This is a genomic window from Pseudomonas sp. 3B-A001-10F (assembly GCF_056313565.1).
Genome location: NZ_JBQYFW010000044.1, coordinates 15,060 through 38,632, shown reverse-complemented (window position 1 = coordinate 38,632; position 23,573 = coordinate 15,060). Strand labels below are relative to the sequence as shown.

The following is a 23,573-nucleotide window of genomic DNA, read 5'->3' as shown; positions in this document are numbered from 1 at the left end:
GCCCGCTCAACGCTTGAACGGGCTGGTTGATGTGCAAGAACCCGGCAACGCCTCGCTTCAGCGTGCCGCGACGCGTTGTTGAGCCTGATCATGCAGTCGTTGCAGGTGTGGGCAGCGCAGCTCCAGCGATCGCGCGCGATAGCCCCGATGAAACAACGCCAACCATCCAGCGCCCCGTTCATTCGGGGCAATCCCGGTGAAGACGAAGCCCATTGCCGACAGGCTATCCACGGCATTGGCGAAGCCTGTTGCCAGTCTTAGCCTGATCGAGATCAACCAGTGTTCGGGCAGTCGTCGTAGCTGTTGAAGCAAGCCGGCGTCGAGTTTTTTCAGCACCACGTCATAACGCCCTGAGTATTGTTCAACCTGCATCGGCTCTCCCACCCAACGCGCTTCTTTGTCTTGTGTTCCGTATACGCCGCACAAATGCGCCATGAAATCGTGACAGCTTTGCGGCCAGGACAATGCCGGGAGCGGGCGGCGATAGCCTTCGACGGGGGTGTAGCCGATGACGATGGACTCCGGCAGTGGCTCGCCAAACGGTGAGGGGACGTAGTCGAGCAACAACCCGGTGCTGCAAAAACCGAGTCGGTCAGCCATGCGTTGGGTGTAGAGATGCTGCGTCACCTGTTTGATGGTCACGCCGTGGCAACCGAGTGCCTGGGCATGGATCAACAGCCGCATGCCCAACTGCGTCGCGATGTTCTGCCCGCGTGTTGACGGATGGACCACGCTCAACGCCAGTTCCGCCGTAGACGATCCCGCGTTTCTGCACAACGTGGCGTGGCCGAGGATTTTTTTCCCGGATTCCGCCACCAGCGAATGCCAGCGACCCTCGCCATGGTTCTGATTGATCATCAACGGCAAATACACGTGCGGCTGCACGTAGTGGTCACCATAGATTTCCCGAAACAGATGGCTGATGGCCCTGGCGTCGGAACGGCGATAACTGCGCAGCGTCAAGTTGTCCATGGACGTTGCTCCGGTCCGGGCGTGGCGTAGACACGCAGATCGACGACGCGTTGGCGCTTGCCGGAACGCGGATGGCGAGCGAGTTCATCGGGTGTGCAATGGGTAATCTGCAACTCGATCAAGCGCTCAGCGCAGAGTTGCTTGATCAGCGGGTATTGCTCGATCAGTGCGCGCTGCAAGGTCGTGTTGGCGTCAGCGGTCTCGGCCTTAAGCGCGTTGGGGAGCCATTTCAGGCACACGATATCGATGTTGGCCGATTGGCTGATGACCAGTTGCCAGTCGTCGCTGGCGGTGATGCGTGCGACGATTGCGGCAATGTCTTCGATCAACAGAGTCAGGCTGCTCACGCGCACCCGCTGACTGCTGGCGCTGCGGCCCATCAAGGCGAACTTGCGCATCGACGCGGTAGCCGGCTCTCGCCAGCAAGCGAGATCACCCACGGGGTAGCGGATCAGCGGCATCAGTCGGCGGGTGAGGTTGGTGATCAACAGTCGTCCGGTTCGGTCGCATTCTTCGATCACTTCACCGGTGTGTTCATCGACGATTTCCAGCACGCTGTGGCTGGCCAGCATCCGGTGCTCGCCGAGTGCGCAATCGCGGCTTGCGGCGCCGATGAAACCGGCATCGACACTGGCGTAACCGATCGAGGCAATCCGCGCGTTGGGAAACACCCGGTGCAACACCTGCAATTGTCCGGTGAACAGGCTTTCTCCGCCGTAAAGGATTGTCTCGACTTCACCCAGGGTTAGCGCCTGACGCTCCAGCACGGCGGCGAAGGCCAGCAATTGCGCGGGCACGCCGGCCAGCACATTGATCCGGTGTTGGCGGATCGAGTCGGCCAGCACCGCAGGGTCGACGTCGCCGGTAAACGGGTATTCGGTAACACCCGCCGGTTCGTGCGCCAGGGCGTCGTGGATAAAAATGAAACTGGCATACAGGTCGCCGACGAAAAACAGGTTCGCCACCCGGTCGCCGGGATTGAGTTGACCGGCGAGATGGCTGCCGAAGTCCCGCACAAGTGTCTGCCATTCTTCGCGGGTAAATACTGAAAGTTTACCGGCGCTGGTTGTTCCACCGGTCTTGAATACCAGGGCGCGTTCGACCGTTGAGGTCAGTACCGGCCATTGTTTCAGATGCTCGCTACTTGCCCAGTATTGTTGAGGATCGATTACCGGAAGTTCATCCAGGGTATTTGTCTGCCGCGCGACGTTTTGCAAGTGTCTGGCGTAATACGCTGAATGTTCGCGGGCAAAAGCGAACAACTTGCCAAGTTCTGTTGTTGTATTCATGTTGTTCTCGTTAATTGTTTTGGCCGTGGCTGACGATCGCTGTTAACGGCGCGAGTCGATTACGGGCGGAATCTTTCCGCTGTGTTTGTTTCTGTCGAAATGTTGCGGCTCGCAGGTTTGCGCCTGCACGGTGAGAAGCCCGGTGCGCACGAGTGTCGCCAGCGTCGCGTAGCCCTCGAGTCGGCAGAGAATGTCTGCGGGTTCGCCAGGGCTGTGAATCAGCAGGCGCTCGAGGCCATCGGGGGCGTGATCGAGGTGTAACTGAAATGGCGTTTGCAGGTGCCGGGCGAGTTCGTTCAGACAGATGAAATCGCTGCCGATGCGCAGCAGTCGGCCGTGTCGTTGCAGCAATTCGAAACGTGGCGAACTCAGCGCGCACGGGCAGTCGCCGGGCAGCCAGCGGCCGGTGTCGCCGACTTCATAGCGCTGCACCTGTTGGCCTTCACGTGCTTTGGAGGTGAACAGCAAACGGCCGACTTCAGCGCCAACGACCGGCTTGTCCTGCTCCAGTGCGACGATTTCCAGATGCTGGATAGCGTCCATCAAATGGAACACACCGTCGCCAGTGGCGGCGCAGGCATGCCCGAATGGCCCCGCATCGACACTGCCGTACACCGCCGAACGGATACTGGCGACGCCGCAGCGATGCAGTAATTCGCGGCACTGATCGCTGATGTGCTCTCCGCCGAGGAAAACCTTTTCAATCACCCCATAACGACTCAGACGCGGCCCCTCGTTGAGGAACAGTCGATGCAGGGTGCTGGGCATGCCGATCAGCACGGTCACGCGCTGCTCGATGATCACTTGCGCAATATCGCGGTAATCATCGTCGGCCGGTGCGCCCATGGGCAGGTGCGTCGCACCGAGCAATTCCAGGACTTTGGCAAAACTGAAGAAGCCGCCGTACAAGCCGCCACTGAAGAACAGGTTCATCACCTTGTCGCGCCGCGGATCAAGGCCCGCCGCGAACAACCCATCGGCCGTCGCGCGCATTTGCCGTTGAAAATCGCGGTAACTGAAGCCCGACAGCGCCGGTGTGCCGCTGCTGCCGCCGGAGCGGAAAAACAGCTGCGCCGCCGCTGTCGTCGGTCGCGCGATAAACGCTGCTTTGTCGGTGATCGGCAGACCTGTCAGTGTCAGTGCGCAAGGTGGCTGGTCGAGGTTCATGTGGGTGGGCAACTGCGTTGGCGCGAGGCTGACCGACACGCGGCGGCTCAGGCGTTGCAGTGCGTAAACGCCGTCGTGGGGCTCGCCGTCGTAGCCGTCGTGGATCGCGTTGATCGGCGTAATTCGGCTGACGCCCGCTGCAATCAATGTGCGTGCGAGCTCATTGATCTGCGCCTCACCGCAGACCAGCGCGCAACTCTGTAACACGTTGCGCCAAGGCAGCAGTGTTTGCGTCAGTCGCGCCCGTGGCAGTGGTTTGAGCAGCAACGTGCGAAACAGCGGCGAAGGCGCCAGCGACTGATCATGGCTCCAGATCACCCGCCAGCCCGGCGCGCGCCAGACCTGCCCGGTGTTACCGGAAAAGCTCTGGCCCAGACGCGCCATCAGGGTGTGGCTGGTGATCTCGCTGGCTTCCTGAACCGTCGGAGTCAGCGCCGGCCATTGCCCGACGCGACGCTCGAATGCCTCGGCCAGTGCGCTGCCGATGCCTTGCACAACGGCGGGATCGTCGCTGTCGACCAGCAACCATTGCGGGCTGGAGCAAGCTTGTTGGTCCAGTCGGCAGACCTCATCGACAATCGCGTCCAGTGCTGGCGGCGAGGCCGCGTCTGACGTCAGGTAGGCGAAACTGATGCGGTGCCCCCAGTCGATCCAACGGCATCCGGGTGGCAACTGTTGGCGGATGGCTTGCAGCGCGGTTTCGCCTCCCCACGCCGATACGCCATTGGCCATTTTGCACAAGCGGCCGATCTGCTCCGTCGCTACGGGTAACACCGCGACGTAATAGCGGAGTTGACCGCTGGGGTCGCATTGCACCAATGCGTGCAGCAGGCGTGCGGTCAGGCCTTGGTCGCTGCGGCTAGGGCGTAGCCAGTTGAGGTTACCGGCCAACAGGCTTTCGAGCATGGCGCAGCAGGCCAGCAGTGGTGCGTTGGCCGGGGTGACGTGAACCACCAGGCCCAAAGGGCTCCAGCGCTCAAAGCGCGATTGCTGATAATCAACACGCCGCAGTGAATCGGCCTGATCACCCAGTTCGCGTTCAAGTTTGGTTTGCAGGGCGTGAGGCTGACAGAAGTCAATCAGCGCCAGGCGTTGTTCCTCATCCAGCGGCAGTTCGGCGCTGTGCAGATGCTGCGCAAAGTTGCCCGCGGCGGTCAGAACGACGGCGCTATCCAGCGGTGTGCTGAGGTGGTGCGGCAAGGTCTGATGCAGTTGCGCCAGTGCGTTGACGAGGTCGATTTCGGCGCAAAGCTCTCCGTTGAGCAGGTACATGTCAGTGCCTCCCCAATAATTCGGAGGCGGCCATCGCGCAGCTCCTGCCGGCGGTGGTGCCTGCACGGCCATGCAGTTCGAACCAGTCGCTGGCGAGGCCGCAGCCGCAACTTGAGCCCGGGTGCAGCGTCGCCAGATCGCTCATCACCACCGCATGCGCCGGGCTGGACGAAATGTAGGGCGAGACGAATCCCAGCAAGCCTTGCTGGCCGTAGGGCTGGATGGAAAAATCCTGCGGATTGCGCACGTACGCCTTGGCGTAAACCGGCACATGAAAATGATGCCGGTCACATTCGATGTACGGCACCGCGTGCTCGACTGCACCGTAACCGTCGCGGCACCGTGCGGTTTCGATGCCCAGTTGCCGGGCGATGCGTCCATACAATTGCTGTTTGGGAATTTCCTCGCTGGCCCGGGTTTTCCAGCCACCGCCAAAAAATGCCAGCGAACCTGCCGGCAGTTTCAGCTCAGGCACGCCGGTGGCCTGCATGTGTTGCAGGGTCTGCCAAAGGAACGCCGGGAAACCGAAAATGCGCACGGGCAGGCCTTCTTCGGCGAACGATTGCAGGGCCGTGATGACGCCGAACACATCGAATTGATGGCCGTCGCCGTTACTGCGTAACGCGTAGGCGACGCGGTTGACGGGAGCAAAGCGGCACAGGAACTGATCGGTATACGACGTTCCCAAGGTGATCGCACCTTGCGGTTCGTAGCTCAGCAGCAGGTAATTGCAAGGCGTATCTGGTGAGTGCCAGCCGTAATGGCTGAAGATCCGCTCGACCATGAACTGAGCGCCCGCGAGGCTGCGCGGGTCATAGCGCATACGGCTTTTCTGGCCGCTGGTGCCGGACGATGTCAGTTCCAGGGCGCGCGCTCCGGTCGGACTGAGCAGCAATTGCTGTTTGAAGAAGTTCGCCAGAATCGGCGGCAGACGGGCCCAGTCATCAAGACTGTCCAGGTCCTGTTCGTCGAGGCCGTTGGCGTTCAGCCAATGGGCGTAGCCGGGGGTGTGCCGGCAATGAAACCGACTGATCTCGGTCATGGCCTGATCGAACAGGCCCACCGGCACGGAATCCGGGCAATAGGGGTGTGGCAACGCGCAAAGCGCATCGCTGGCGGGGAAGTGATGCATTCAATATTCCTTTACTGAGCAGAGGCGGAGTCGGGAGGGGTGCGTTGCAACAAACCCTGCAACAGAGGGAGACACATCAAGCCGCTGAAAGCGGCGCAAAGCGCGAAAAGCTCGAGCCTTGCGCCACCGCCGATGGCAGCAATCAGCAAGCCGCCGAGGCCCATCACGGCAATCGAAATCATCCCGATCAGTGCCGATACCAGACCTTTACTGTCATCACTGGCAAACAGCGCCAATCGATACAGCGCGGCATTGCTCATGCCCAATCCGACTGCGTACAACGCCAGACTGGCGACCACCGGCCCGAGTCCGGCGCCAGCCAGTGCGCAGACGATCAGGGCCAGAAGCCCCAGGCAAAACGGCCAGAGCGCCAAGCGGATCAGTTGCGGCAAGGCGTGCGTGATCAGCAACCGGTCAAGGATCAGATTGCCGACAATCACCGCAGAGAAAATCGGGATTTGCCAGACGCCGTATTCAAGCGGCGTCAGCCCGAGCAACTCGATCAGCAGCAACGGCGCCAGGCCGATCCAGGCGATCAGCGGCAGGCTCATCAGCCCCAGCGCCAGGCTGGCGGCGAGGAATCGGCAATTACCCAACAGGGCGCGGTAACGTCGGCAGGTTTGCTCCCAGGAAAAGCGCACGGCAGGTTGCATCTGTCCGTCTCGACGGGCGACGCCAACCGTTTCCGGCATCCATGCGAATAGCCCCAGCCAGACCATAGACGCGGCAAGGCCCAGGCCCAGAAACACTTCGCGCCACGACAGCCATTGCAACAGCAGAATGCCCATCAGCGGCCCCATCAAGGGGGAAAGCAGGGCGATATTGCCGAGCAGCGCCATCAAACGCACCGCATCGGCTTCACAGAACACTTCCTGGAGGGCCGGATAACTGACCGCCACAACAAAACCCAGGCCCATGCCCTGCAGCAGTCGCAGTAGATTGAAGGCTTCAATGCTTTCGGTGCTGTAGGCCCCCGCGCAGGCGGCCGCAAATAACGCGCAGCCGATCAACAATACCCGCCTTCGACCCCATTGATCGGACAGCGGGCCAATCAGCCATTGCAGGCAGACACCGCCAAGCAGATAAAGATTGAAAGCGTTCGGTACGTGCCGCACATCGGCATCAAGTTCGGTGGTAACGCTTAACATCGCAGGCATGATCAAGTCGCTGGCCATATACGTCAGAAGTTCAAACGCGCTGATCACCAAACAAAATCCGAGCGCTTTTTGCGGCTGGATCTGTATAAGAGTTCTCTGCATAAACGTTCCTGTTAGTGAGTGAAAGGAAGTTGCCAGAGACTAGTTGCAGAGGTGCGCCCGGCCTATTGTTTTGCTGCGACATTAGATTTCAAATGCTTGCAACTTATTTAGTGATCGGGTTTTGCGCAGAGCACGAGTTAGAGCGATTTAAGGAAGCATTTGGCAAAAACAGAAAAGCCCGCAACGGGGCGGGCTTTGTTTGAAGTTGATCGGACTTGTTGATTTCCTGCCACGGTCTGTTCATTGGCAAGCGGGCAGGGCGAACAATCCTGTTCTAGCGATGTTGGTAATAACCAGGGCCACCCTGGTAGTAACGGTGGTGATCGTCATGCCAGCCGCCGTGGGGGAAGATGATGCAGCCACTCAGGGTCAGCAGGGCAAGAACGGGAATCAGCCAGGTGATTCGACGCAGCATTTTGAAAATTCCTCATGGTTACGCCGTCATGAAGCCAAAACTCTTCATCGGCTGTAACATGAGACCCCGATTGCAGCGGCGCATCCCCGTAGAACGGTAAGTGCATGGCATGCAAACGGATACAAACCGGATACATTTCAAAGTTTCAGGAAGCCGCAATGACCCACAAGCAACGCTTGATTTATTCGATTCTGATCGCCGTGTCGGTCCTGGCCATCATGCTCGGCCTGTCCTGGCTGCAAAATGCCGGCATGATTTCGGAGAAGATGTTTCAGTTCGTCGCCATCGGTGTGGCGGTGATCGTGGTGGTGATCAACGGCGTGATGCGCCGCAAGGTCAAGCCTTGACGGCGATGGCTGCACGCTTCAATCGTGGTTGAGGACAGCTGCAGCCTGTGGATGCAGGCTGTAGCTCTTGTCGTCATTGAAGGTGATCACACCTTCGGCGCACAGGCGCTTGAGCACCTCACGCACACTGAGGAAGGACAGCGGAATATCGAGGTCGAGCAATTGGCTGTGGACACCGCGAACGCCCAGGCGCCGTTCGCTTTGTGCGGCGACCAGTAAGGCGTCGATGACTTTCAGACGAATCAGGCTGGTGCGCAGCCCGAAACTTTTCAGCAGCAAGCGGATGCGTTCGTTACCGTGACGCTCGACGCGTTGCCCGAAATCGCTCGCGTGAGGGCTCATGGAAACTCCTTTGGGTGCCTGGCTACCGTCCGTTGGTAGTTGCGAGTTGTACATGCGATTACTCCTTTTCAGAGTCTGATCGGGGTGGTTTTTTTGCGCTCTCTAGAACAAGACGTATCAGCACGACAAATCATGAAAGAAAAAATGTAGAAATTTTGTCGGGGATTTGTCTTTTCCTTGTGATTGTGGGGTGGCCTTGGCGGCCTTTGGGCCGACCAGGTTCTTTGGGTTTTGTGTGTATATCCGTTTTTTTGGGGGTTGCGGCTGGCGGTTTCGCTCTTACAGCGACTCACTTTTCCAGACGCCGAAAAGTAAGCAAAAGGCTGGGCCCCGGCGTTCGGCCCGCTCGCTGGGGCTCGGGGTTCCTTCGCTCCGGGATCGGTCCGGGCGCAGCGCCTACGGTTTGCTTCGCTGCACCTCCTCTCGCTGTGTTTGGCTTCGCCAAACGGTCGCTGCGCTCCCACCCCCGGATCAATCCCTCCACTCAGCCTACCGAAGGGGCCAGCACGGCAAGATCAAGAGCTGCAGCCGAGCTAACGCTCATCCTGTGGAGTGGTGAGGGGCGGGGGGTGGTTGGGTTTGGTCACCTCAGATCAGTTCCCTCTCCCTCAGGGAGAGGGCTAGTGAGGGGCTTTTGATCTGCTTTTGGATTTGAGTTCGGCTCGGTATTTCACGTCGGCGTAGCTCTGGCAATCACCTCGATCAGTTCCCTCTCCCTCCGGGAGAGGGCTAGGGTGAGGGGGTTTTGATCTACGTCTGAATTTCAGTTCGGCTCGGTATTCCACGTCGGCGCAACTCTGGCAATCACCTCGGTCAGTTCCCTCTCCCTCCGGGAGAGGGCTAGGGTGAGGGGCTTTTGATCTGCTTCTGGATTTGCGTTCGGCTCGGTATTCCACGTCGGCGCAACTCTGGCAATCACCTCGGTCAGTTCCCTCTCCCTCCGGGAGAGGGCTAGGGTGAGGGGCTTTTGATCTGCTTCTGGATTTGAGTTCGGCTTGGTATTTCACGTCGGCGTAACTCTGGCAGTCACCTCGGTCAGTTCCTTCTCCCTCCGGGAGAGGGCTAGGGTGAGGGGCTTTTGATTCTGCTTCGGGGATTGCGTGGAGAGCCTAAATTTTTTCCTCTGACTTCGTTTCTTGGACAGGCTCATTGCGCGTGGACGCGTGGGTGTTTCCAGAGCGGATCCGTGCCAGCGCCGGGTTCGCTCTTTGGCATGTCGATCAGGAGCGAGCGTGATAATTTCCAGACAGTTAACGGGACTGACCTTGGCCGGCGTGGCTTTCGGGCTGAGTTGTTCGGCCTATGCGTTCAGTCCGACCACGGATGTCAGCGCCGATATTCGCCGTACCGCTTTTGGTGTGCCGCATATTCGTGCGCAGGACGAGCGCGGGCTTGGTTTCGGCATCGGGTATGCCTATGCGCAGGACAACCTCTGTCTGCTGGCCAATGAGATCGTGACGGTCAATGGTCAACGTTCACGCTACTTCGGCCCGGACCAGTTCACCGTCGAGCAGCGTGAAAACCGTGTCAGCGATGTGTTCTTTACCTGGCTCAACACGCCGGAAGCGGTCAAGGCGTTCTGGCAGGCGCAACCTGCGCAGGTGCGTGATCTGGTCGAAGGCTATGCCGCGGGCTTTAACCGCTATCTGGGCGAGCGCCGTCAGCAAGGCTTGCCGCCACAGTGTCAGGGCGAGTGGGTGCGTGAAATTGCACCGCAAGATCTGGTGAAGCTGACCCGCCGTCTGCTGGTCGAGGGTGGCGTCGGGCAGTTCGCCGAGGCGCTGGCCGGGGCTACGCCGCCGCAGGCGAGCGCGGTGATCGAACACAATGTGCAGGCCTATCAGTTGGCCGATGCGCGTCAGCAACGCTTCGCTCTGGACCGTGGCAGTAACGCTGTCGCGGTGGGTCGCGAGCGCTCGTTCAACGGGCGTGGGATGCTGCTCGCCAACCCGCATTTCCCGTGGGTCGGTGGCATGCGCTTCTATCAAATGCATCTGACCATCCCCGGCAAGCTCGACGTCATGGGCGCTGCCTTGCCAGGCTTGCCGATGATCAATATCGGCTTCAATCAGCATCTGGCGTGGACGCACACGGTCGATTCGTCGAAACACTTCACCTTGTATCGTCTGCAACTCGATCCAAAGGATTCCACACGCTATATGCTCGATGGCCAATCCTTGCCGCTGAACAAGCAGACCGTGACCTTGCAGGTCAAACAGGCCGACGGCCAGGTGGTGCCGGTTTCGCGTGATGTCTACAGCTCGCAGTTTGGCCCTATCGTGCAGTGGCCGGGCAAGCTCGACTGGGACAATCAGTTCGCCTACAGCCTGCGCGATGCCAATATCGACAATGATCGCGTGCTGAACCAGTGGTACGCGATGAATCAGGCGTCCACGCTTCAGGAACTGCAGAATTCGGTACACAAGATCCAGGGCATTCCGTGGGTCAACACCCTGGCCGTGGATGACAAAGGCCAGACGCTGTACATGAACCTGTCGGTGGTGCCGAACGTCAATGCCGAGAAACTGGCCAAGTGCAGTGATCCGCGTATCGGTACGCAGATGATCGTGCTGGATGGCTCCAACAGTGCGTGCGCATGGGACATTGATCCGCAAGCGGCGCAGCAGGGTATTTATGCTTCCAGCCAATTGCCGCAATTGCTGCGCAAGGACTTCGTTCAGCACTCCAACGACTCGGCGTGGCTGGCCAACCCGGCGCAACCGCTGACCGGTTTCTCGCCGCTGATTAGTCAGGATGGCCAACCATTGGGCTTGCGCTCCCGGTTTGCTCTGGATCGCTTGAGCACGCTGAGTAAAAAAGGCCCGCTGGCAGTGAAGGATCTGCAGCAAATGGTGATGGACGATCAGGTGTACCTGGCGACTCAGGTGGTGCCGGATCTGTTGAAGTTCTGTGCTTCTGACCTCGGTGTCGATGCGCCAGCGCTGAAGCCGGTTTGCACCAGCCTCAAGGCATGGGATGGCCGCGCTAATCTTGATTCGGGTATGGGCCTGATGCATTTCCACAACATCATGCAGGCCTTGCAGGCTTCGCCGGATGTCTGGCGTGTCGCGTTCGATCCCAAAGATGCGCAACACACGCCGCGTGGTCTGGCGATCGAGCAGCCAACCGTGGCCAAGGCACTGCGTGAGGCCATGTTGGCATCGGTCGAGTCGAGCACAAAAATGGGCCTCAAGCCGCAGACCCGCTGGGGGGATATCCAGGTCGTCAGCAGCGGCGGGCAACAGACGCCAATTCACGGTGGGCCGGGCACGTTGGGCATCTACAACGCTATCCAGAGCGTGCCGCGTGAAGACGGCAAACTCGAAGTGGTCAGCGGCACCAGCTACCTGCAAGTCGTGACCTTCGACGAAAAGGGCCCGCACGCCCAAGGGCTGCTGGCGTTCTCGCTGTCGAGCGATCCAGCGTCGAAGTATTCGCGGGATCAGACCGAGGCGTTCTCGAAGAAACAGTGGAGTGTCCTGCCGTTTACCGAACAGCAGATTCAGGCTGACCCACAGTATCAGGTGCAGACTGTGCGCCAGACACTGGACAAAGCGGGGAAGGTCGCCGCTCAGTAACCCCGAGCGTCAATTGCGTTGAGCCAGAGGGCCGCATCCTGCAAGGGGTGCGGCCTTCAGCTTTTTGGCGGTTGTTGCGGTATCGAGTTGATCACCGGGTTACCTTCCTTGTTACGGGTGAGGTAGACCGGCAGCGCCTTGGGCAGGCTGTTCGCGAGATTGTTCAGCTCTTTGATGTTGTAGATGCCACCCACGCGAATCGTACCGGTGCTGTTGTCCGCCAGCTCCAATGGATTGCTCAGATAGCGGTTGATCAGTGGCAGCGCTTCGCTCAACGCGAGGTTATCCAGCACCAGTTTGCCATTGCGCCAGGCCAGCGAGGTGTCACCAGGGTAAGTCTGGCTGATCTGGGGCATGTAATCGCCCTGTTTGTAGCGCGCCTGCATCGACGGGCCGAGGCGCAAACCATCGCCCGGCAACGAGCGATTGCTGGTGACCAGCACCGAACCTTCGATCAGGTTCACACGCACTTGGTCCTGATACATCCAGACATTGAAACGTGTCCCGGTGACGCGAATCCTGCCTTCGCCTGCGCGGACGACAAACGGGTGGGCCATGTCGTGGCTGACCGTAAAGAACGCTTCACCTTTTTTCAGGGTAACGCGGCGTTCGTCCTTGTAATTGCTGAAGGTCAGATCAGTGTTCAGGTTCAGTTCGAGTTGGCTGCCGTCACTCAGCGTGACCTGGCGGACAGTATCGGTAGCGGCGAAATGCTGATAGCTGTTGGGCAGCCAGCCCAGATTCCAGCCGGTGTAAGCCGCCAGCGGCAGGGCGAGCGCACAGACGCCGGCCGCTACGGCGAGTTGACGCCACGAGCGCGGTGCCTGACGGGCCGGCATGACCGGAACGGATTGTGGGCGTGGCAAATGTTCGGCCACCTCCCAGACTTCCAGCATGGCCTCGTACTCGAATGCATGCAGGGGATGAGCGTCGTGCCATTGCTTGAATGCGCGACGCTCTTCGTCCGTGCAGTCATCGGCGTGCACCCGCATGCACCAATGCGCGGCGGCATCGGTGATCGCATCGTATTCGGCTTCCGAGAGAGTGTCTTGGGTCATTGACTCGTCCTGATTTCGCCCATTCTAACCTTGTCGGGAAGTGACCGAGAACAACCGTCATGGCATTTACCCATCAAAGTGGAACTTATTTTTCCCTCAGACACCCAAAAAGCAGGACGACCAAGACCACTATCCACAAATGGAGAAAACAAATGATCAAGAAGACATTCGCAGCGTTGATCGCCACGGCCGGTTTGCTCAGTGCTGGCGCAGCGTTGGCCGATCGCCCCGGCGCTGGCTGGGTCACCATCGAAAAAGCCATCGAGATCGTCAAGACCAAGGCCGGTTACGTCGAAGTCTATGAGATCGAAGCCGACAACGACGGCTACTGGAAAGGTGAAGGACGCAAGGCTGACGGCGTGGTTTACGAGTTCCGCATCGACGGCGCATCGGGCAATATTTTGCGCGACCAGAAGGATTGATCACACGGTAAATACTCAGTGTGTTCCTGAAAAATGCGCCGGCCTCAGACCGGCGCATTTTTTCTCCCGTGGTCACGGTGACGCTTGCACGGAATCCGCCTGGCTTGAAGTTGGCGCCGGCAACGGTATCGGCGCCGTTCGCGGATCCAGTTGTCTGCCCATTTCGCTGATGAGTAAGGCGATCGAGTCGGCGTTGGCCATCAGCACTTCGATGCGCGCTTCATCAGCGAGCGGATTGCGAAAGGCTTTACGTGCCTCTGCAAGGTTTCTGGTTTTGGTCAGACTGAGGACTTTTTTGTAGACATCGGCCTGCTCCGGCAACTTATCCAGATCTACCCACAGCCCTTGCTCATTCCTGGTCGCGAATAACTGTTCGGGCGCAGCGGAGCGTGACAAGGATTTACGATAACGTTCCAGACTCGTTTTGAGCTGTTGCCCGTCCGCGGTGGTGGTATCGATAAGGTCGGGGTAGGGACTCATCGCCTCTACGGAGACGAAATCTTCGCTATCGTTGATCAGGTGCGAAAGTTCGTGCAGCAGCGTGATCGCGCGAGCATGGGAATCAACATTGAACCTGGGTGGCAAAAAGGCGGTGTAGACATCCAGTTTCGGATTGAAAAAATGCTCGGTGAAGTGCACGACTTTTCGCCGGTCTTCCTTGAAGACAAAGGCAACCGTGTCATCGTCGTAGCGCGCATTGAGGCCAGCGAAAAAGCGCTCTGTGTAAAGCAAGTCATCCTTTGGGTCCGTCAGTTCGCGGCAAATCGGCAGGATCACCTTCTCGATTTTCTTCAGCAGCATCGGCGTGATCTGTCGCACGTCGAAAAAATCTCTGAGGACCGTTTCCACACGAGTGCCCCCGAGGTTGTCGCGATGTTCGACGAAGTTATACAGGCAATACAACGCGTAGTTTCTTGCCCGGGTAACCGCTTGCTGAATCACGAAGGCTCTGGCGGGGTATCGGCGGTTGATCTCTGCCATCCCTCGCGCCTGGATCAGCATCAGAATTGAACAGTGCTGCTCCACTTTGGTTTGCAGAGCCAGGGGCCTCCTCGATCGACAGCGATGCACGGCCTGACTGGCGCGGGCAAGCACCAGTCGTGAGTTTTTCTGTTCAAGCGCCGGCCCACGGCCTCCGTCTTTTTCGCGCAAGTACCAGGCTTTTTCGGCCTGGATCACCGGATATACCTTGCCGGCAATCGCTGCATATTTGTGCGTGCTGGATGAATCCCCGTAAACCAGTTTATTGCTATCAAGTGTGAGGTTGTCGAGTGCGGTGGTCGTTTCATAAGACTGCAAGTTCGCGCGCGAGGTGCTAACCGGTGGGACTTTTGACCAGCGAGCGGCGGTTTTTTCCGTGGTGTTCGCGCCGGTTTCGGCAACCTTTGCTCCAGTGGTCTGCGTCTCGGAGGCAAATTCAGCTGTTTGCGCCTCTGCCTCTGTTTCCCAGGACAGCCGACCCAGACTAAACAGAGATAACGCCCCGGCGATAAAGCCTTTCAGAGCGTTGGCCCAATGATGATCCTGAAGGTCTTCGGCGGACTCCTTGAACTCGTTGTAGCTTTTCCAGAGAAAAAACAACGAGGCGATTTTCCCCGACAAGAGATGGGGAACCAGGCGCACACCGTGACTGAACAGAGACTTCGCGGTTTCCCAATCGGCTTGTGCGTTGATCTGCGGCTGGCACGCGAGCAGTTGCGGTAGAAGGCTGAGCGTGTCCTTGTGCAAATGCTCCAGCAGATTGCCGGTGATGGGCGTGCGGTGAAGTTTGATTTCACTGGTCTTGCCAATCGTCGTGTTCAGCAGATTTTTGAAGACGGCTTGTTGCCCGGAAGGCAGGCGCCGGATGATCAGGTCCTGAAAATGCCCCGGTGTATTCAAGGCCTCGATCAATAGCGCTTCGTCCTCGAATTCACGAAATACGAACCGCGAGTAGGGTGCGTAGAGCACGCGTGGCCCTGTATGTCCCGCCCCGGGGCCAATGACATAAAGTCCGAGGGCGTCGACGAAATCGCTACCGGGGGTCTTGATCAATGACAGCGGGCAAGCACTGGCGTGAGCACCCTCTACGGTGGCGCGCGCTACCCCGTCGGGCATGTCCAGAACCTGGCAAACGTAGTCGAAACCGCTTTGCGACAACTGTTGTTGCAACTTCAAGGCGTGCGCGTGCTGCATCAACTGCCAGGGCAACTGACGAAGGAACCGTGCTTTGCTGGTGCGTGCCGGCTCAGTGTCGGATGAGAGCGCCTCGGTGACTTTCCGGGTGTAGGCGGTGGTGATGTCGAGGGATTGCAGCAGTTGCTGAACCGCAGACTGATTGAGCGTTGCTGGCAAAGCGCTGGCGATGGTCGAGGCGACCTTGAACCCGGTGTCCTGCACGATGTTGTAGTGATGCAAGGCAAAATCGAGCAGGTTGCAGGGCGGGCCTGCCAGCGTGAGATTCGGGGTGATCTGGATCTGCTTTGGTTTGAGATCGGTGCCAGGGAATCGGGCGTCGAGCAGTGTTTTCAGCGTCTGCTCCACATGGCTGGCTAACGCGGGGACGTCGTGGAGAAAATCCTTGCCATCGATAACGCTGCGCCGCACTTCATCCAGCAGTGCCAGTTGTGTGCGTTGTTCCGTGACCGGCGCTATGCGTAACCAGTCAGGGAAATCCTGCTGGCGGACGAAAGCCCGGGCCAGGTCGATGGCCCGGCGCAAGTTGGTATCGATGGCGGTGTTTGTTATTCGAGTAAGGAAACTGGCGAGTACATCCTTGTCCGTGATGCAAACGCGTAACGCCTCACAATGGGCCAGGAAGTGTTCAATGGCCGATTGCATGCGATCGTTCAACACGTTGCCTTCAATCAACTGGAACGGGCCCAGTGTGTATTGTTGATCCAGCTGATAGTGCGCCGTTGACAGATTTTCCAGCAGTGTCTGAGACTGGTTATTGTCGTCCAGGCGCTGTTGCAGTTGCTTCTGCGCGATGGCGATGTCGTCGAACGATTCCAGACCCATGGCCGGCGTCCACAGGATCGCACGCCCGGAATGCTCGACGTCCATGCCTCCGCGCTCGGTCAACAGTACGCAATGCGCAAGCGACAGTGCATCGGCTTTGCCTGCGCAGGTAACGCTGAGCGACCAGGCATCCGGCCGGAAGCCATTGAGCGACTGACGATCCCTGCGTTTGGCGTGTTTTGCATCGAACACGGCGTCGACAATCTTTCGTTCGGCCGTCAGCCAGGAACCGCTGAGATTCCTTATGTGTGCCTCAGCGCGCACGCCATCCTCAAAGGCCTGTGCCAGTTTCCATCGAATACCTTCGAGAAACACGCGTTGTTCGGCGTTGCTGGTGGTCGGCTGATCCTTGAAGTGACTGCCAAGATTCTCCTCGGCGCGTTCAAGCTGTATCGCCAGTTGCCTGGCCTTGTCGGTCTGCACCCGTGACGACAGCGGTGCACTGGAAAACAACGGTCGGGTACTCCAGCGCTCGTTGACGTCGAGCTTGAGCAGACGCTCATGAATCATCGAACGGATATCCAGCGCTTTGTCGAAAAGCGCATGGATGTCGGTGGTGCGTTCACTCTGGCGGAAGAGCTGCAAGACGAATTCAATGTTTTGCCGTTGTTTGGTGAGGACCGCTTCAAACAGCGTGCTGATGATGTCGCCGCCGATGTTTTCCCCGGACACTTGCGCGTGGACAAATCCGAGATAGCGATTGCGCTCTTCCAGGTTCATCAGTCCGTACAGCTCGTCTTCATGGCCGGCGGCATTGAGTTTGGCGGTCAGCGTCTGTTTGAGATCGGCGTAGTTGGTGAGGACTTGCAAGCCTTGGGTAGGGGTGTAGAGATAAGCCTTGTCATGGTTGATCATCAGCGACCCGGCCAGTTCGATGTAGGCGGTGTCCTCGCGCAAACACACGGTTTCGAAGTTGGGCCGCCGGGACGCCACATTCGGTTCGCGGATCACGCTGTGCAGGGCGTCGAATTCAGTGGCAGACAGGATTTCCGCTTCGCGCTTGAGCATCAGATCTGCACGCATTTGATCCTTTAACGTCTGGCTGAAGTACGTGCGCCTGGGCGAGCCCTCGAATGCAGCGGCATTCCAGTAGGCCTCCAGCTGTCGAAACAACAGCATGGTCAGTCGTCCCGATGCGGACTTGATCGCATCGCCCCAGGCGGTCTGGTCAGCCGCCTGGCTTGCGCGGGCCGGGTGGGAGAATTCCACGGTGTGGCCGCGCGGCCAGCCCTGACGGCGAAAGTGCAGCAGCAGCGCTTCACTCAATGACAGCGAACTGACCCATTGCCTTATCTCCGCGGACATCGGGGCGCTGTCGAGGTAAAAACCGACGCGGGTGCGCGACTGCGGCAAATCGGCAAAATGCGGCTCGAGCAGTTCGTCGAGAATGTTCTCCAGCAAGGTGGCGAGCGACGGCAGACGTTTCAGCTCATCCAGCACATCGCGGGCGCAGGTGTCCTGAGACTGGCTGATCGCCGCTTTTTGATCGTCAAACACATCACCTTCGATGGTTTCGCGGGTGAGGGTGATGCCGCGTTTCTCTACCAGTTCCTTGCGCAGCAAGACACTGAGAAAGGCCAACAGATCATCGGTTTCTTCAGCGTTATCGAGGCGTGTTTGCAGCGCGTCCATCAGCGTCTGGTAATCGCTGTATTTTTTCAGACCGTCGTAAGGTGTGTACAAAAACACGCCATGGTCATCCGGCCCGGTGCCGAGAATAAAACTGCCGGGCAGGGGGATGGCGAGTTGCTTGTCGGCGTTTAGCAGAATGCGTTCGGCCAGCATGGGTGGGGTTTGTTCGCTGCGCAGGGCGTGGGTCGCCAGTTGCACATGCGCGAGCCAGCTGAAATCTTTGCTGTTGAGGCCGTGGGTCGGACCCAGGCTGGCATGCCGGCCCGGGGATTTGAGTATCTCGGGGAATAGCAGGAGGCTGGACATCATTGGAACTCTGAACGGGGCGCCGTGGGCGGGGAGTTCAAGAGTAGGTACGCAGGTCGCTGTGCAGGCGGTACATAGTTACCGCACACGTCGAGTTGAAATGTGCCATGAGCCAATGCCCGTCATCGCCAATACAAGGGTTGACAGCCGACAGCTGTGGCATGGTTAATCGGCGGGCAAGTCGTCCGTACGCTGTTGTTCCCTCCAATAATCATTCTGGAGCTTCAGATGTCTGCGCCACACGATCATGTGTCCTCTGCTGTCTCGTCCTCGTTGTCTCTTGAAGCGCTGACGCAACTGCTTGAAACGATTTTTCTGCGCCACGGCACTTCCGCCGAAGTCGCCCGAGTGCTGGCCGCCAACTGCGCCGGCGCCGAGCGCGATGGTGCCCACAGCCATGGCGTGTTCCGCATACCCGGGTATGTCTCGACCCTGAACAGCGGCTGGGTCAACGGCCACGCGGTGCCGCAAGTCGAAGATGTCGCTTCCGGTTTTGTGCGTGTCGATGCCGGTAACGGTTTCGCCCAACCGGCACTGGCCGCCGCCCGGTCGTTGCTGGTGGAGAAGGCGCGTAGCGCCGGGATTGCCGTGTTGGCGATTCGCAACTCGCATCATTTCGCCGCGTTGTGGCCGGACGTCGAGCCATTTGCCGACGAGGGGCTGGTGGCGCTGAGCGTGGTCAACAGCATGACCTGCGTGGTGCCGCACGGCGCCGACCGGCCGCTGTTCGGCACCAATCCGATTGCGTTCGCCGCGCCACGGGTCGGCGCCGCGCCGATTGTCTTCGACCTGGCCACCAGCGCAATCGCCCATGGCGACGTGCAGATCGCTGCGCGCAAAGGCGAGCGGTTGCCCGCCGGAATGGGCGTGGACAGCCTTGGTCAGCCGACTCAGGATCCCAAGGCGATTCTCGAGGGCGGGGCGTTGCTGCCGTTCGGTGGGCATAAAGGTTCGGCGCTGTCGATGATGGTTGAGCTGCTGGCGGCCGCATTAACGGGAGGGAATTTTTCTTTCGAGTTCGATTGGGCCAATCATCCCGGGGCGAAAACGCCGTGGACCGGGCAATTGTTGATCGTCATCGACCCGAGCAAAGCCGCCGGGCAGAGTTTCGCCGAGCGCAGTGGTGAGCTGGTGCGGCAGATGCACAGTGTCGGCCTCAAGCGGTTGCCGGGCGATCGCAGGCATTGGCAGCGCAGCAAGTCGCTGGCTGAGGGCATCGTGCTGGATGCACAGACGCTGGCGCAGTTGCGTGAGCTGGCGGGGACGTGATCAAAGATCAAAAGCCCCTCACCCTAGCCCTCTCCCCGAGGGAGAGGGGACTGATCGCGGTGAATGGGGGATGTGCGCCGATGTGAAAGATCGAGTTGAGTTTAGGTTCTGAAAGCCCGGAACTGGGTCAAAGCCGGTAAAAACACGCAGGCATAAAAAAGGCGAACCCAGTGGGTTCGCCTTTTTTGTGTGCCTTGACTCAGCGACGGCCGAGCAGCAAGCCAACCACCAGACCGAAACCGGCGGAGATCGCCACGGTCTGCCACGGATGACCGCCGATGTAGCTTTCGGTGGCATCAACCGCCGGTTTGGTGCGATCACGTACGCTCGATACCGAATCCAGTGCCTGTTGCAGTTTCAGGGCGATTTGTCCGCGCAGCGTCTCCGCTTCTTCGCCGACCAGTGAGGCGCTGCTCTTGAGCAGTTTGTCGGACTCTTGGATCAGAGCCTGAAGTTCGCTGAAGGCCTGATCCTTGATTTGATCTTCGGCGGCTTGCACGGCGGATTTGCGGGCCATTGGGTGACTCCTTGCAGTTGAATGGACAGTGATCAATGGAGTGTGGCGCTTGCTGAAAAGTTGCACTGAATTTAGGTCAGAAATAAAAACCTGCGCGGGAGATTTCCGTCGAGCGTGTAAGATGTCGCCATTTTACGCAGCAGGATAATTCCCCATGAGTTTCAATCTGGCCGACAAATCACTCGCAGAGCGCGCTGCGCTGGAAGACGAGAAATCCCGTCTGTTCGAACTCTGGCAAAACAATCTGGGCAAAGCCAAAGGCGAAGCCGCGCGTTTGTTCGGCGAGCGCGGCAAGCGCAAAGGCAAATGGGCCGAGTGGGTCCGCGCGGAACTGGACGGCATGTCGCCACCAGAATTCGCCAACATGGTGCGCAGTGAAGTCAATCGCCTGATGGCCGCAAACAAGTAACGCTTCAGGTGAACGTCGCGGCAATCGCTTCGCGGACTTTGACCACCACCGGATCGATCTGCGTGCTGGTACGCCAGCCCAGTTCGATCGGATAACGCGGCAGTTTCAGCGGGCAGGGCAGCAGCGCCAGGCCGCTGAGCTCAGCAATACTTTCGGCGGCATGCGTCGGAATTGTCGCCACCGCCCGACTGCCCTTGAGCAAATACGGCAGCGCGGCGAAATGCGTGGTCGACGCGCACACCCGTCGAGTCAGGCCCAGCGTCGCCAAGCCCTCATCGGTGATCCCGATAAAGCCGCCGGACGACACCAGAATGTGCTCGCGGTCGACAAACTCCTCAAGATCGATCTGCTGCTGACCGGGCGCAAGGCTCGCCGGATCGATCAGACATGCATAACCGCCTTCGCCCAACACCTGACGGCTGAGCAAGCGCTCGGCAAAGCCTCCGGCGGTAATCGCCAGATCGATGCTGCGCTCCATCAGCGCGCGGGCGACGATCTGGCTATGGGTCTGACGAAAGATCAGGCGCAACTTCGGAGCGCTGCGGGCAATTTCCTCGATCAGGCGGCGACCGTAGGCAATTTCGAAATCATCCGACAGTCCTACGGTGACCGAGCGGCCGTCGTACTGGTTGGCCGCCGGGTCGACCATCGCCAGGCTTTGCCGGCACTTGTTCAGCGCTTCGCTGATCACCGGTTTCAATTGATTGGCCTTGAGCGTTGGCGCCAGGCCGCGCCCGGTACGCACAAACAATTGATCGCCGTAGACCTCGCGCAAGCGGCGCAGCGCCGCACTGACCGCCGATTGTGTCACCCCCAGTCGCAATGCCGCGCGGCTGGCACTCGACTCTTCATGCAGGGCTTCCAAGACTTTCAGCAGGTTGAGGTCGACCGTGGCGATATTCATTTGGGTCATATCATTCAGCAGTGAATGGGGCTTTATTCATGATCGCGTGGCGCCGCAGAATCGGCAACCACTGAATCTGATGGAGTTATCGCGATGGCCAAATCAATTGTTGCTGCGCTGCAAATCGGCGCTTTGCCCGAAGGCAAAAGCGCGACCCTGGAGCAGATTCTGAGTTGGGAGGGCGCGATCATCGAGGCGGGCGCGGCACTGGTGGTGATGCCGGAAGCGCTGTTGGGTGGTTATCCGAAAGGCGAGGGCTTCGGCACGCAATTGGGTTATCGCCTGCCCGAGGGGCGCGAAGCCTATGCCCGATATTTTGCCAATGCGATCGATGTGCCGGGTGCCGAAACGCAAGCGCTCGCTGGTCTGTCGGCGCGCACCGGGGCCAACCTGGTGATCGGCGTGATTGAACGGGCTGGCAGCACGTTGTATTGCGCGGCGCTGTATTTCGATCCGCAGGCCGGGCTTGTCGGCAAACACCGCAAACTGATGCCCACCGGCACCGAACGGCTGATCTGGGGCAAGGGCGACGGCTCGACCTTGCCGGTGTTCGACAGTCAGGTTGGCAAGCTCGGCGCGGTGGTGTGCTGGGAAAACATGATGCCTCTGCTGCGCACGGCGATGTACGCCAAAGGCATCGAAGTCTGGTGCGCACCGACCGTCGACGAGCGCGAGATGTGGCAGGTCAGCATGCGCCACATCGCTCATGAAGGCCGTTGCTTTGTGGTCAGCGCCTGTCAGGTGCAGGCGTCACCGAATGAACTGGGCGTGGAGATTGCCAACTGGCCGGCAGACCGCCCGTTGATTGCCGGGGGGAGCGTGATTGTCGGGCCGATGGGCGATGTGCTGGCCGGGCCGTTACGGGGCGAGGCGGGGTTGCTCACGGCGCAAATTGACACCGATGAACTGGTGCGGGCGCGGTATGACTACGATGTGGTCGGGCACTACGCGCGGCCGGATGTGTTTGAGTTGAGTGTGGATGAGCGCGCCAAACCGGGTGTGCGATTCAACACTTAGGGTACTGCCTGACACCGAACCCTGTAGGAGTGAGCCTGCTCGCGATAGCGGTGTGTCATTAACAGAGATGCCGGCTGATCCGCCGCTATCGCGAGCAGGCTCACTCCTACAATGGATCGGTGGTGTGTCTGGAAATCAGTGGCGTTGCTGCCATTCTTCCCGGGAAATTTCCCAGATTTCTCGTGGAAAACGCCCACCGACGAAATCATCTTCATCGGTCCGGATCAAGCGCATCCCGGCGCGTTCCGAGAGTTTGCGCGAGCCGGTATTCGGCGCCGCTTTCGGCACACGCATCAGTGGGCGTTGAAGTACGTTGAACCAGTAATCGGTCACCACTGCGCTCGCTTCAGTCATAAAGCCCTGACCTTGCCACGCCGGTGTCAGCCAGAATCCACGGTGGTTGTCAGTTTGATCCATCAGGCTGATGTTGCCGATCAACTGTTCGGGCGCGGACTTGCGGCGAATCGACCAGTGCCATTCCTTGCCCGCCGCCACGGCCGGCAAGGCAACATCGCGCAAATAGGTGAGGGCGCCGTCCTCGGGATACGGCCATGGCACCGCCGCGTTCAGATAACGCACCACATCCCAGTGGGGAAACAGTTGCTGCACGGCGTCGGCATCGGCCAGTTGCAACGGGCGCAGGATCAGCCGTTCGGTGTACAGCGTCGGTGTGTCTTCCATAAACCTGCAGCCTCCCTGAATGCCTTTAATGAACGGAGCAGGCTAACGCATTTTTACCAGGTCGCGGCAGTGGCCTTGGGCAGGCTGAGCTTGCCGCTGTCGACAAAACGCATGGTGCCAAACAGGCCGCCGGCTAGCTTGCCGCGCAGCACATAGGGCAGGTTGTCGAGGGTTTGCGTCTGGCTCAGGCCCAAGGTCTGGCGCAGTACCGAGAACGCCGAGATGCTGACCGGAACGCTGACAATGGTTTCGGAGAAGCGTGGGATCGAACCGCTCTGATCGCTGACACCCGAGGCCAGTGAATGACCGTTGACCTCCAGATCCAGCGCGATGCCGTTGTAGTCGATGGCCGTCTCATTGGGGTTCTGTACGCGAATCTTGATGGCGAAGCGCACTTCCAGATCCTGGCTTGGCAACGGTTCGAGGCCGACTACGTTGATGTTCACCGGATCACGGTTGGGGAATAGCGCACAGGCGCTGAGGGACAGCAGAAGCAGTGACAGAATGACGGCTTGAAAACGGCGCATAAACGGTCTCTCAACAAAAAAGGGCTGAACCGTCGCCGGCTCAGCCCTTTCTATTGAA

Annotated in this window: 19 protein-coding genes; 6 read left to right on the top strand and 13 right to left on the bottom strand. The window is 59.3% G+C overall.

The genetic code is table 11. The features are described 5' to 3' along the window. Positions 1–57: 57 nt before the first annotated feature. The 6 genes from AC0ZWN_RS26575 to AC0ZWN_RS26550 all read right to left on the bottom strand — a co-directional run bounded on the left by AC0ZWN_RS26575 (position 58) and on the right by AC0ZWN_RS26550 (position 7,506). Positions 58–972: a GNAT family N-acetyltransferase gene (locus tag AC0ZWN_RS26575; RefSeq protein WP_257354963.1), complete on the bottom strand. Its 915-nt coding sequence runs from the start codon at positions 970–972 to the stop codon at positions 58–60. Further along, on the bottom strand, positions 960–2,261 hold the full coding sequence (locus AC0ZWN_RS26570) for a phenylacetate--CoA ligase family protein (RefSeq protein WP_476337323.1): 1,302 nt from the start codon (positions 2,259–2,261) through the stop codon (positions 960–962). Before AC0ZWN_RS26570 ends, AC0ZWN_RS26575 begins: the two co-directional genes overlap by 13 nt. 42 nt (positions 2,262–2,303) lie before the next feature. After that, positions 2,304–4,700, bottom strand: coding sequence for an acyl-CoA reductase (locus AC0ZWN_RS26565; RefSeq protein WP_476337321.1), 2,397 nt, complete (start codon positions 4,698–4,700; stop codon positions 2,304–2,306). Position 4,701: 1 nt separating this feature from the next. Beyond that, positions 4,702–5,832 (bottom strand): LuxE/PaaK family acyltransferase, encoded by a 1,131-nt coding sequence (locus AC0ZWN_RS26560; protein WP_476337319.1) that lies wholly within the window; start codon positions 5,830–5,832, stop codon positions 4,702–4,704. An 11-nt stretch (positions 5,833–5,843) separates the two neighbouring features. After that, the gene (locus tag AC0ZWN_RS26555) at positions 5,844–7,091 is read right to left on the bottom strand and encodes an MFS transporter (protein ID WP_476337317.1); all 1,248 of its coding nucleotides are present in this window, start codon (positions 7,089–7,091) and stop codon (positions 5,844–5,846) included. 274 nt (positions 7,092–7,365) lie between these two features. Further along, entirely contained in the window at positions 7,366–7,506 is a 141-nt protein-coding gene (locus AC0ZWN_RS26550) for a hypothetical protein (RefSeq protein WP_007918111.1), read from the bottom strand. A 158-nt stretch (positions 7,507–7,664) separates the two neighbouring features. Between AC0ZWN_RS26550 and AC0ZWN_RS26545 the strand changes: the two genes are divergently transcribed. Beyond that, positions 7,665–7,853, top strand: coding sequence for a hypothetical protein (locus AC0ZWN_RS26545; protein ID WP_476337315.1), 189 nt, complete (start codon positions 7,665–7,667; stop codon positions 7,851–7,853). Positions 7,854–7,871: 18 nt separating this feature from the next. Here AC0ZWN_RS26545 and AC0ZWN_RS26540 read toward each other — a convergent pair whose 3' ends face one another. Beyond that, a complete protein-coding gene (locus tag AC0ZWN_RS26540; RefSeq protein WP_093432884.1) occupies positions 7,872–8,249 on the bottom strand; it encodes a fe2+ zn2+ uptake regulation protein in 378 nt (125 codons plus the stop codon). 1,178 nt (positions 8,250–9,427) lie between these two features. Between AC0ZWN_RS26540 and pvdQ the strand changes: the two genes are divergently transcribed. Beyond that, positions 9,428–11,773: a bifunctional acylase PvdQ gene (gene pvdQ, locus AC0ZWN_RS26535; protein WP_476337313.1), complete on the top strand. Its 2,346-nt coding sequence runs from the start codon at positions 9,428–9,430 to the stop codon at positions 11,771–11,773. A 56-nt stretch (positions 11,774–11,829) separates the two neighbouring features. On the opposite strand, the gene AC0ZWN_RS26530 is transcribed toward pvdQ, so the two are convergent. Next, on the bottom strand, positions 11,830–12,831 hold the full coding sequence (locus AC0ZWN_RS26530) for a FecR family protein (protein WP_476337311.1): 1,002 nt from the start codon (positions 12,829–12,831) through the stop codon (positions 11,830–11,832). Between the two features lie 152 nt (positions 12,832–12,983). Here AC0ZWN_RS26530 and AC0ZWN_RS26525 point away from each other — a divergent pair, with 152 nt between their 5' ends. Then, positions 12,984–13,253 carry a PepSY domain-containing protein gene (locus AC0ZWN_RS26525; protein WP_093432877.1) on the top strand — a complete coding sequence of 90 codons (270 nt, stop codon included), beginning with the start codon at positions 12,984–12,986 and terminating at the stop codon, positions 13,251–13,253. A 72-nt stretch (positions 13,254–13,325) separates the two neighbouring features. Here the strand turns inward: AC0ZWN_RS26525 and AC0ZWN_RS26520 are convergent, their stop codons facing one another. After that, the gene (locus AC0ZWN_RS26520; protein ID WP_476337310.1) at positions 13,326–18,191 is read right to left on the bottom strand and encodes a dermonecrotic toxin domain-containing protein; all 4,866 of its coding nucleotides are present in this window, start codon (positions 18,189–18,191) and stop codon (positions 13,326–13,328) included. A 228-nt stretch (positions 18,192–18,419) separates the two neighbouring features. On the opposite strand from AC0ZWN_RS26520, the gene AC0ZWN_RS26515 reads away from it, so the two are divergent. Next, entirely contained in the window at positions 18,420–19,460 is a 1,041-nt protein-coding gene (locus tag AC0ZWN_RS26515; protein ID WP_116256229.1) for an Ldh family oxidoreductase, read from the top strand. Between the two features lie 199 nt (positions 19,461–19,659). On the opposite strand, the gene AC0ZWN_RS26510 is transcribed toward AC0ZWN_RS26515, so the two are convergent. Next, positions 19,660–19,977: an ElaB/YgaM/YqjD family protein gene (locus AC0ZWN_RS26510; RefSeq protein ID WP_007917413.1), complete on the bottom strand. Its 318-nt coding sequence runs from the start codon at positions 19,975–19,977 to the stop codon at positions 19,660–19,662. A gap of 154 nt (positions 19,978–20,131) precedes the next feature. Between AC0ZWN_RS26510 and AC0ZWN_RS26505 the strand changes: the two genes are divergently transcribed. Further along, a complete protein-coding gene (locus AC0ZWN_RS26505) occupies positions 20,132–20,386 on the top strand; it encodes a hypothetical protein (protein ID WP_007917411.1) in 255 nt (84 codons plus the stop codon). Between the two features lie 4 nt (positions 20,387–20,390). Here AC0ZWN_RS26505 and AC0ZWN_RS26500 read toward each other — a convergent pair whose 3' ends face one another. Beyond that, entirely contained in the window at positions 20,391–21,299 is a 909-nt protein-coding gene (locus AC0ZWN_RS26500) for a LysR family transcriptional regulator (RefSeq protein WP_476337307.1), read from the bottom strand. A gap of 84 nt (positions 21,300–21,383) precedes the next feature. Here AC0ZWN_RS26500 and AC0ZWN_RS26495 point away from each other — a divergent pair, with 84 nt between their 5' ends. Then, positions 21,384–22,307, top strand: a complete 924-nt coding sequence (locus AC0ZWN_RS26495) for a carbon-nitrogen hydrolase family protein (protein WP_476337305.1) — start codon at positions 21,384–21,386, stop codon at positions 22,305–22,307. A 135-nt stretch (positions 22,308–22,442) separates the two neighbouring features. On the opposite strand, the gene AC0ZWN_RS26490 is transcribed toward AC0ZWN_RS26495, so the two are convergent. Continuing rightward, positions 22,443–22,988: a GNAT family N-acetyltransferase gene (locus AC0ZWN_RS26490; RefSeq protein ID WP_476337303.1), complete on the bottom strand. Its 546-nt coding sequence runs from the start codon at positions 22,986–22,988 to the stop codon at positions 22,443–22,445. A gap of 53 nt (positions 22,989–23,041) precedes the next feature. Further along, positions 23,042–23,515 (bottom strand): LEA/WHy family protein, encoded by a 474-nt coding sequence (locus tag AC0ZWN_RS26485; protein ID WP_093432857.1) that lies wholly within the window; start codon positions 23,513–23,515, stop codon positions 23,042–23,044. Positions 23,516–23,573: the final 58 nt, after the last annotated feature.

Coding starts and splice junctions, on each gene's coding strand:
- AC0ZWN_RS26575 (WP_257354963.1), bottom strand. CDS start 972: ATGGACAACTTGACGCTGCGCAGTTATCGCCGTTCCGACGCCAGGGCC.
- AC0ZWN_RS26570 (WP_476337323.1), bottom strand. CDS start 2,261: ATGAATACAACAACAGAACTTGGCAAGTTGTTCGCTTTTGCCCGCGAA.
- AC0ZWN_RS26565 (WP_476337321.1), bottom strand. CDS start 4,700: ATGTACCTGCTCAACGGAGAGCTTTGCGCCGAAATCGACCTCGTCAAC.
- AC0ZWN_RS26560 (WP_476337319.1), bottom strand. CDS start 5,832: ATGCATCACTTCCCCGCCAGCGATGCGCTTTGCGCGTTGCCACACCCC.
- AC0ZWN_RS26555 (WP_476337317.1), bottom strand. CDS start 7,091: ATGCAGAGAACTCTTATACAGATCCAGCCGCAAAAAGCGCTCGGATTT.
- AC0ZWN_RS26550 (WP_007918111.1), bottom strand. CDS start 7,506: ATGCTGCGTCGAATCACCTGGCTGATTCCCGTTCTTGCCCTGCTGACC.
- AC0ZWN_RS26545 (WP_476337315.1), top strand. CDS start 7,665: ATGACCCACAAGCAACGCTTGATTTATTCGATTCTGATCGCCGTGTCG.
- AC0ZWN_RS26540 (WP_093432884.1), bottom strand. CDS start 8,249: ATGTACAACTCGCAACTACCAACGGACGGTAGCCAGGCACCCAAAGGA.
- AC0ZWN_RS26530 (WP_476337311.1), bottom strand. CDS start 12,831: ATGACCCAAGACACTCTCTCGGAAGCCGAATACGATGCGATCACCGAT.
- AC0ZWN_RS26525 (WP_093432877.1), top strand. CDS start 12,984: ATGATCAAGAAGACATTCGCAGCGTTGATCGCCACGGCCGGTTTGCTC.
- AC0ZWN_RS26520 (WP_476337310.1), bottom strand. CDS start 18,191: ATGTCCAGCCTCCTGCTATTCCCCGAGATACTCAAATCCCCGGGCCGG.
- AC0ZWN_RS26515 (WP_116256229.1), top strand. CDS start 18,420: ATGTCTGCGCCACACGATCATGTGTCCTCTGCTGTCTCGTCCTCGTTG.
- AC0ZWN_RS26510 (WP_007917413.1), bottom strand. CDS start 19,977: ATGGCCCGCAAATCCGCCGTGCAAGCCGCCGAAGATCAAATCAAGGAT.
- AC0ZWN_RS26505 (WP_007917411.1), top strand. CDS start 20,132: ATGAGTTTCAATCTGGCCGACAAATCACTCGCAGAGCGCGCTGCGCTG.
- AC0ZWN_RS26500 (WP_476337307.1), bottom strand. CDS start 21,299: ATGACCCAAATGAATATCGCCACGGTCGACCTCAACCTGCTGAAAGTC.
- AC0ZWN_RS26495 (WP_476337305.1), top strand. CDS start 21,384: ATGGCCAAATCAATTGTTGCTGCGCTGCAAATCGGCGCTTTGCCCGAA.
- AC0ZWN_RS26490 (WP_476337303.1), bottom strand. CDS start 22,988: ATGGAAGACACACCGACGCTGTACACCGAACGGCTGATCCTGCGCCCG.
- AC0ZWN_RS26485 (WP_093432857.1), bottom strand. CDS start 23,515: ATGCGCCGTTTTCAAGCCGTCATTCTGTCACTGCTTCTGCTGTCCCTC.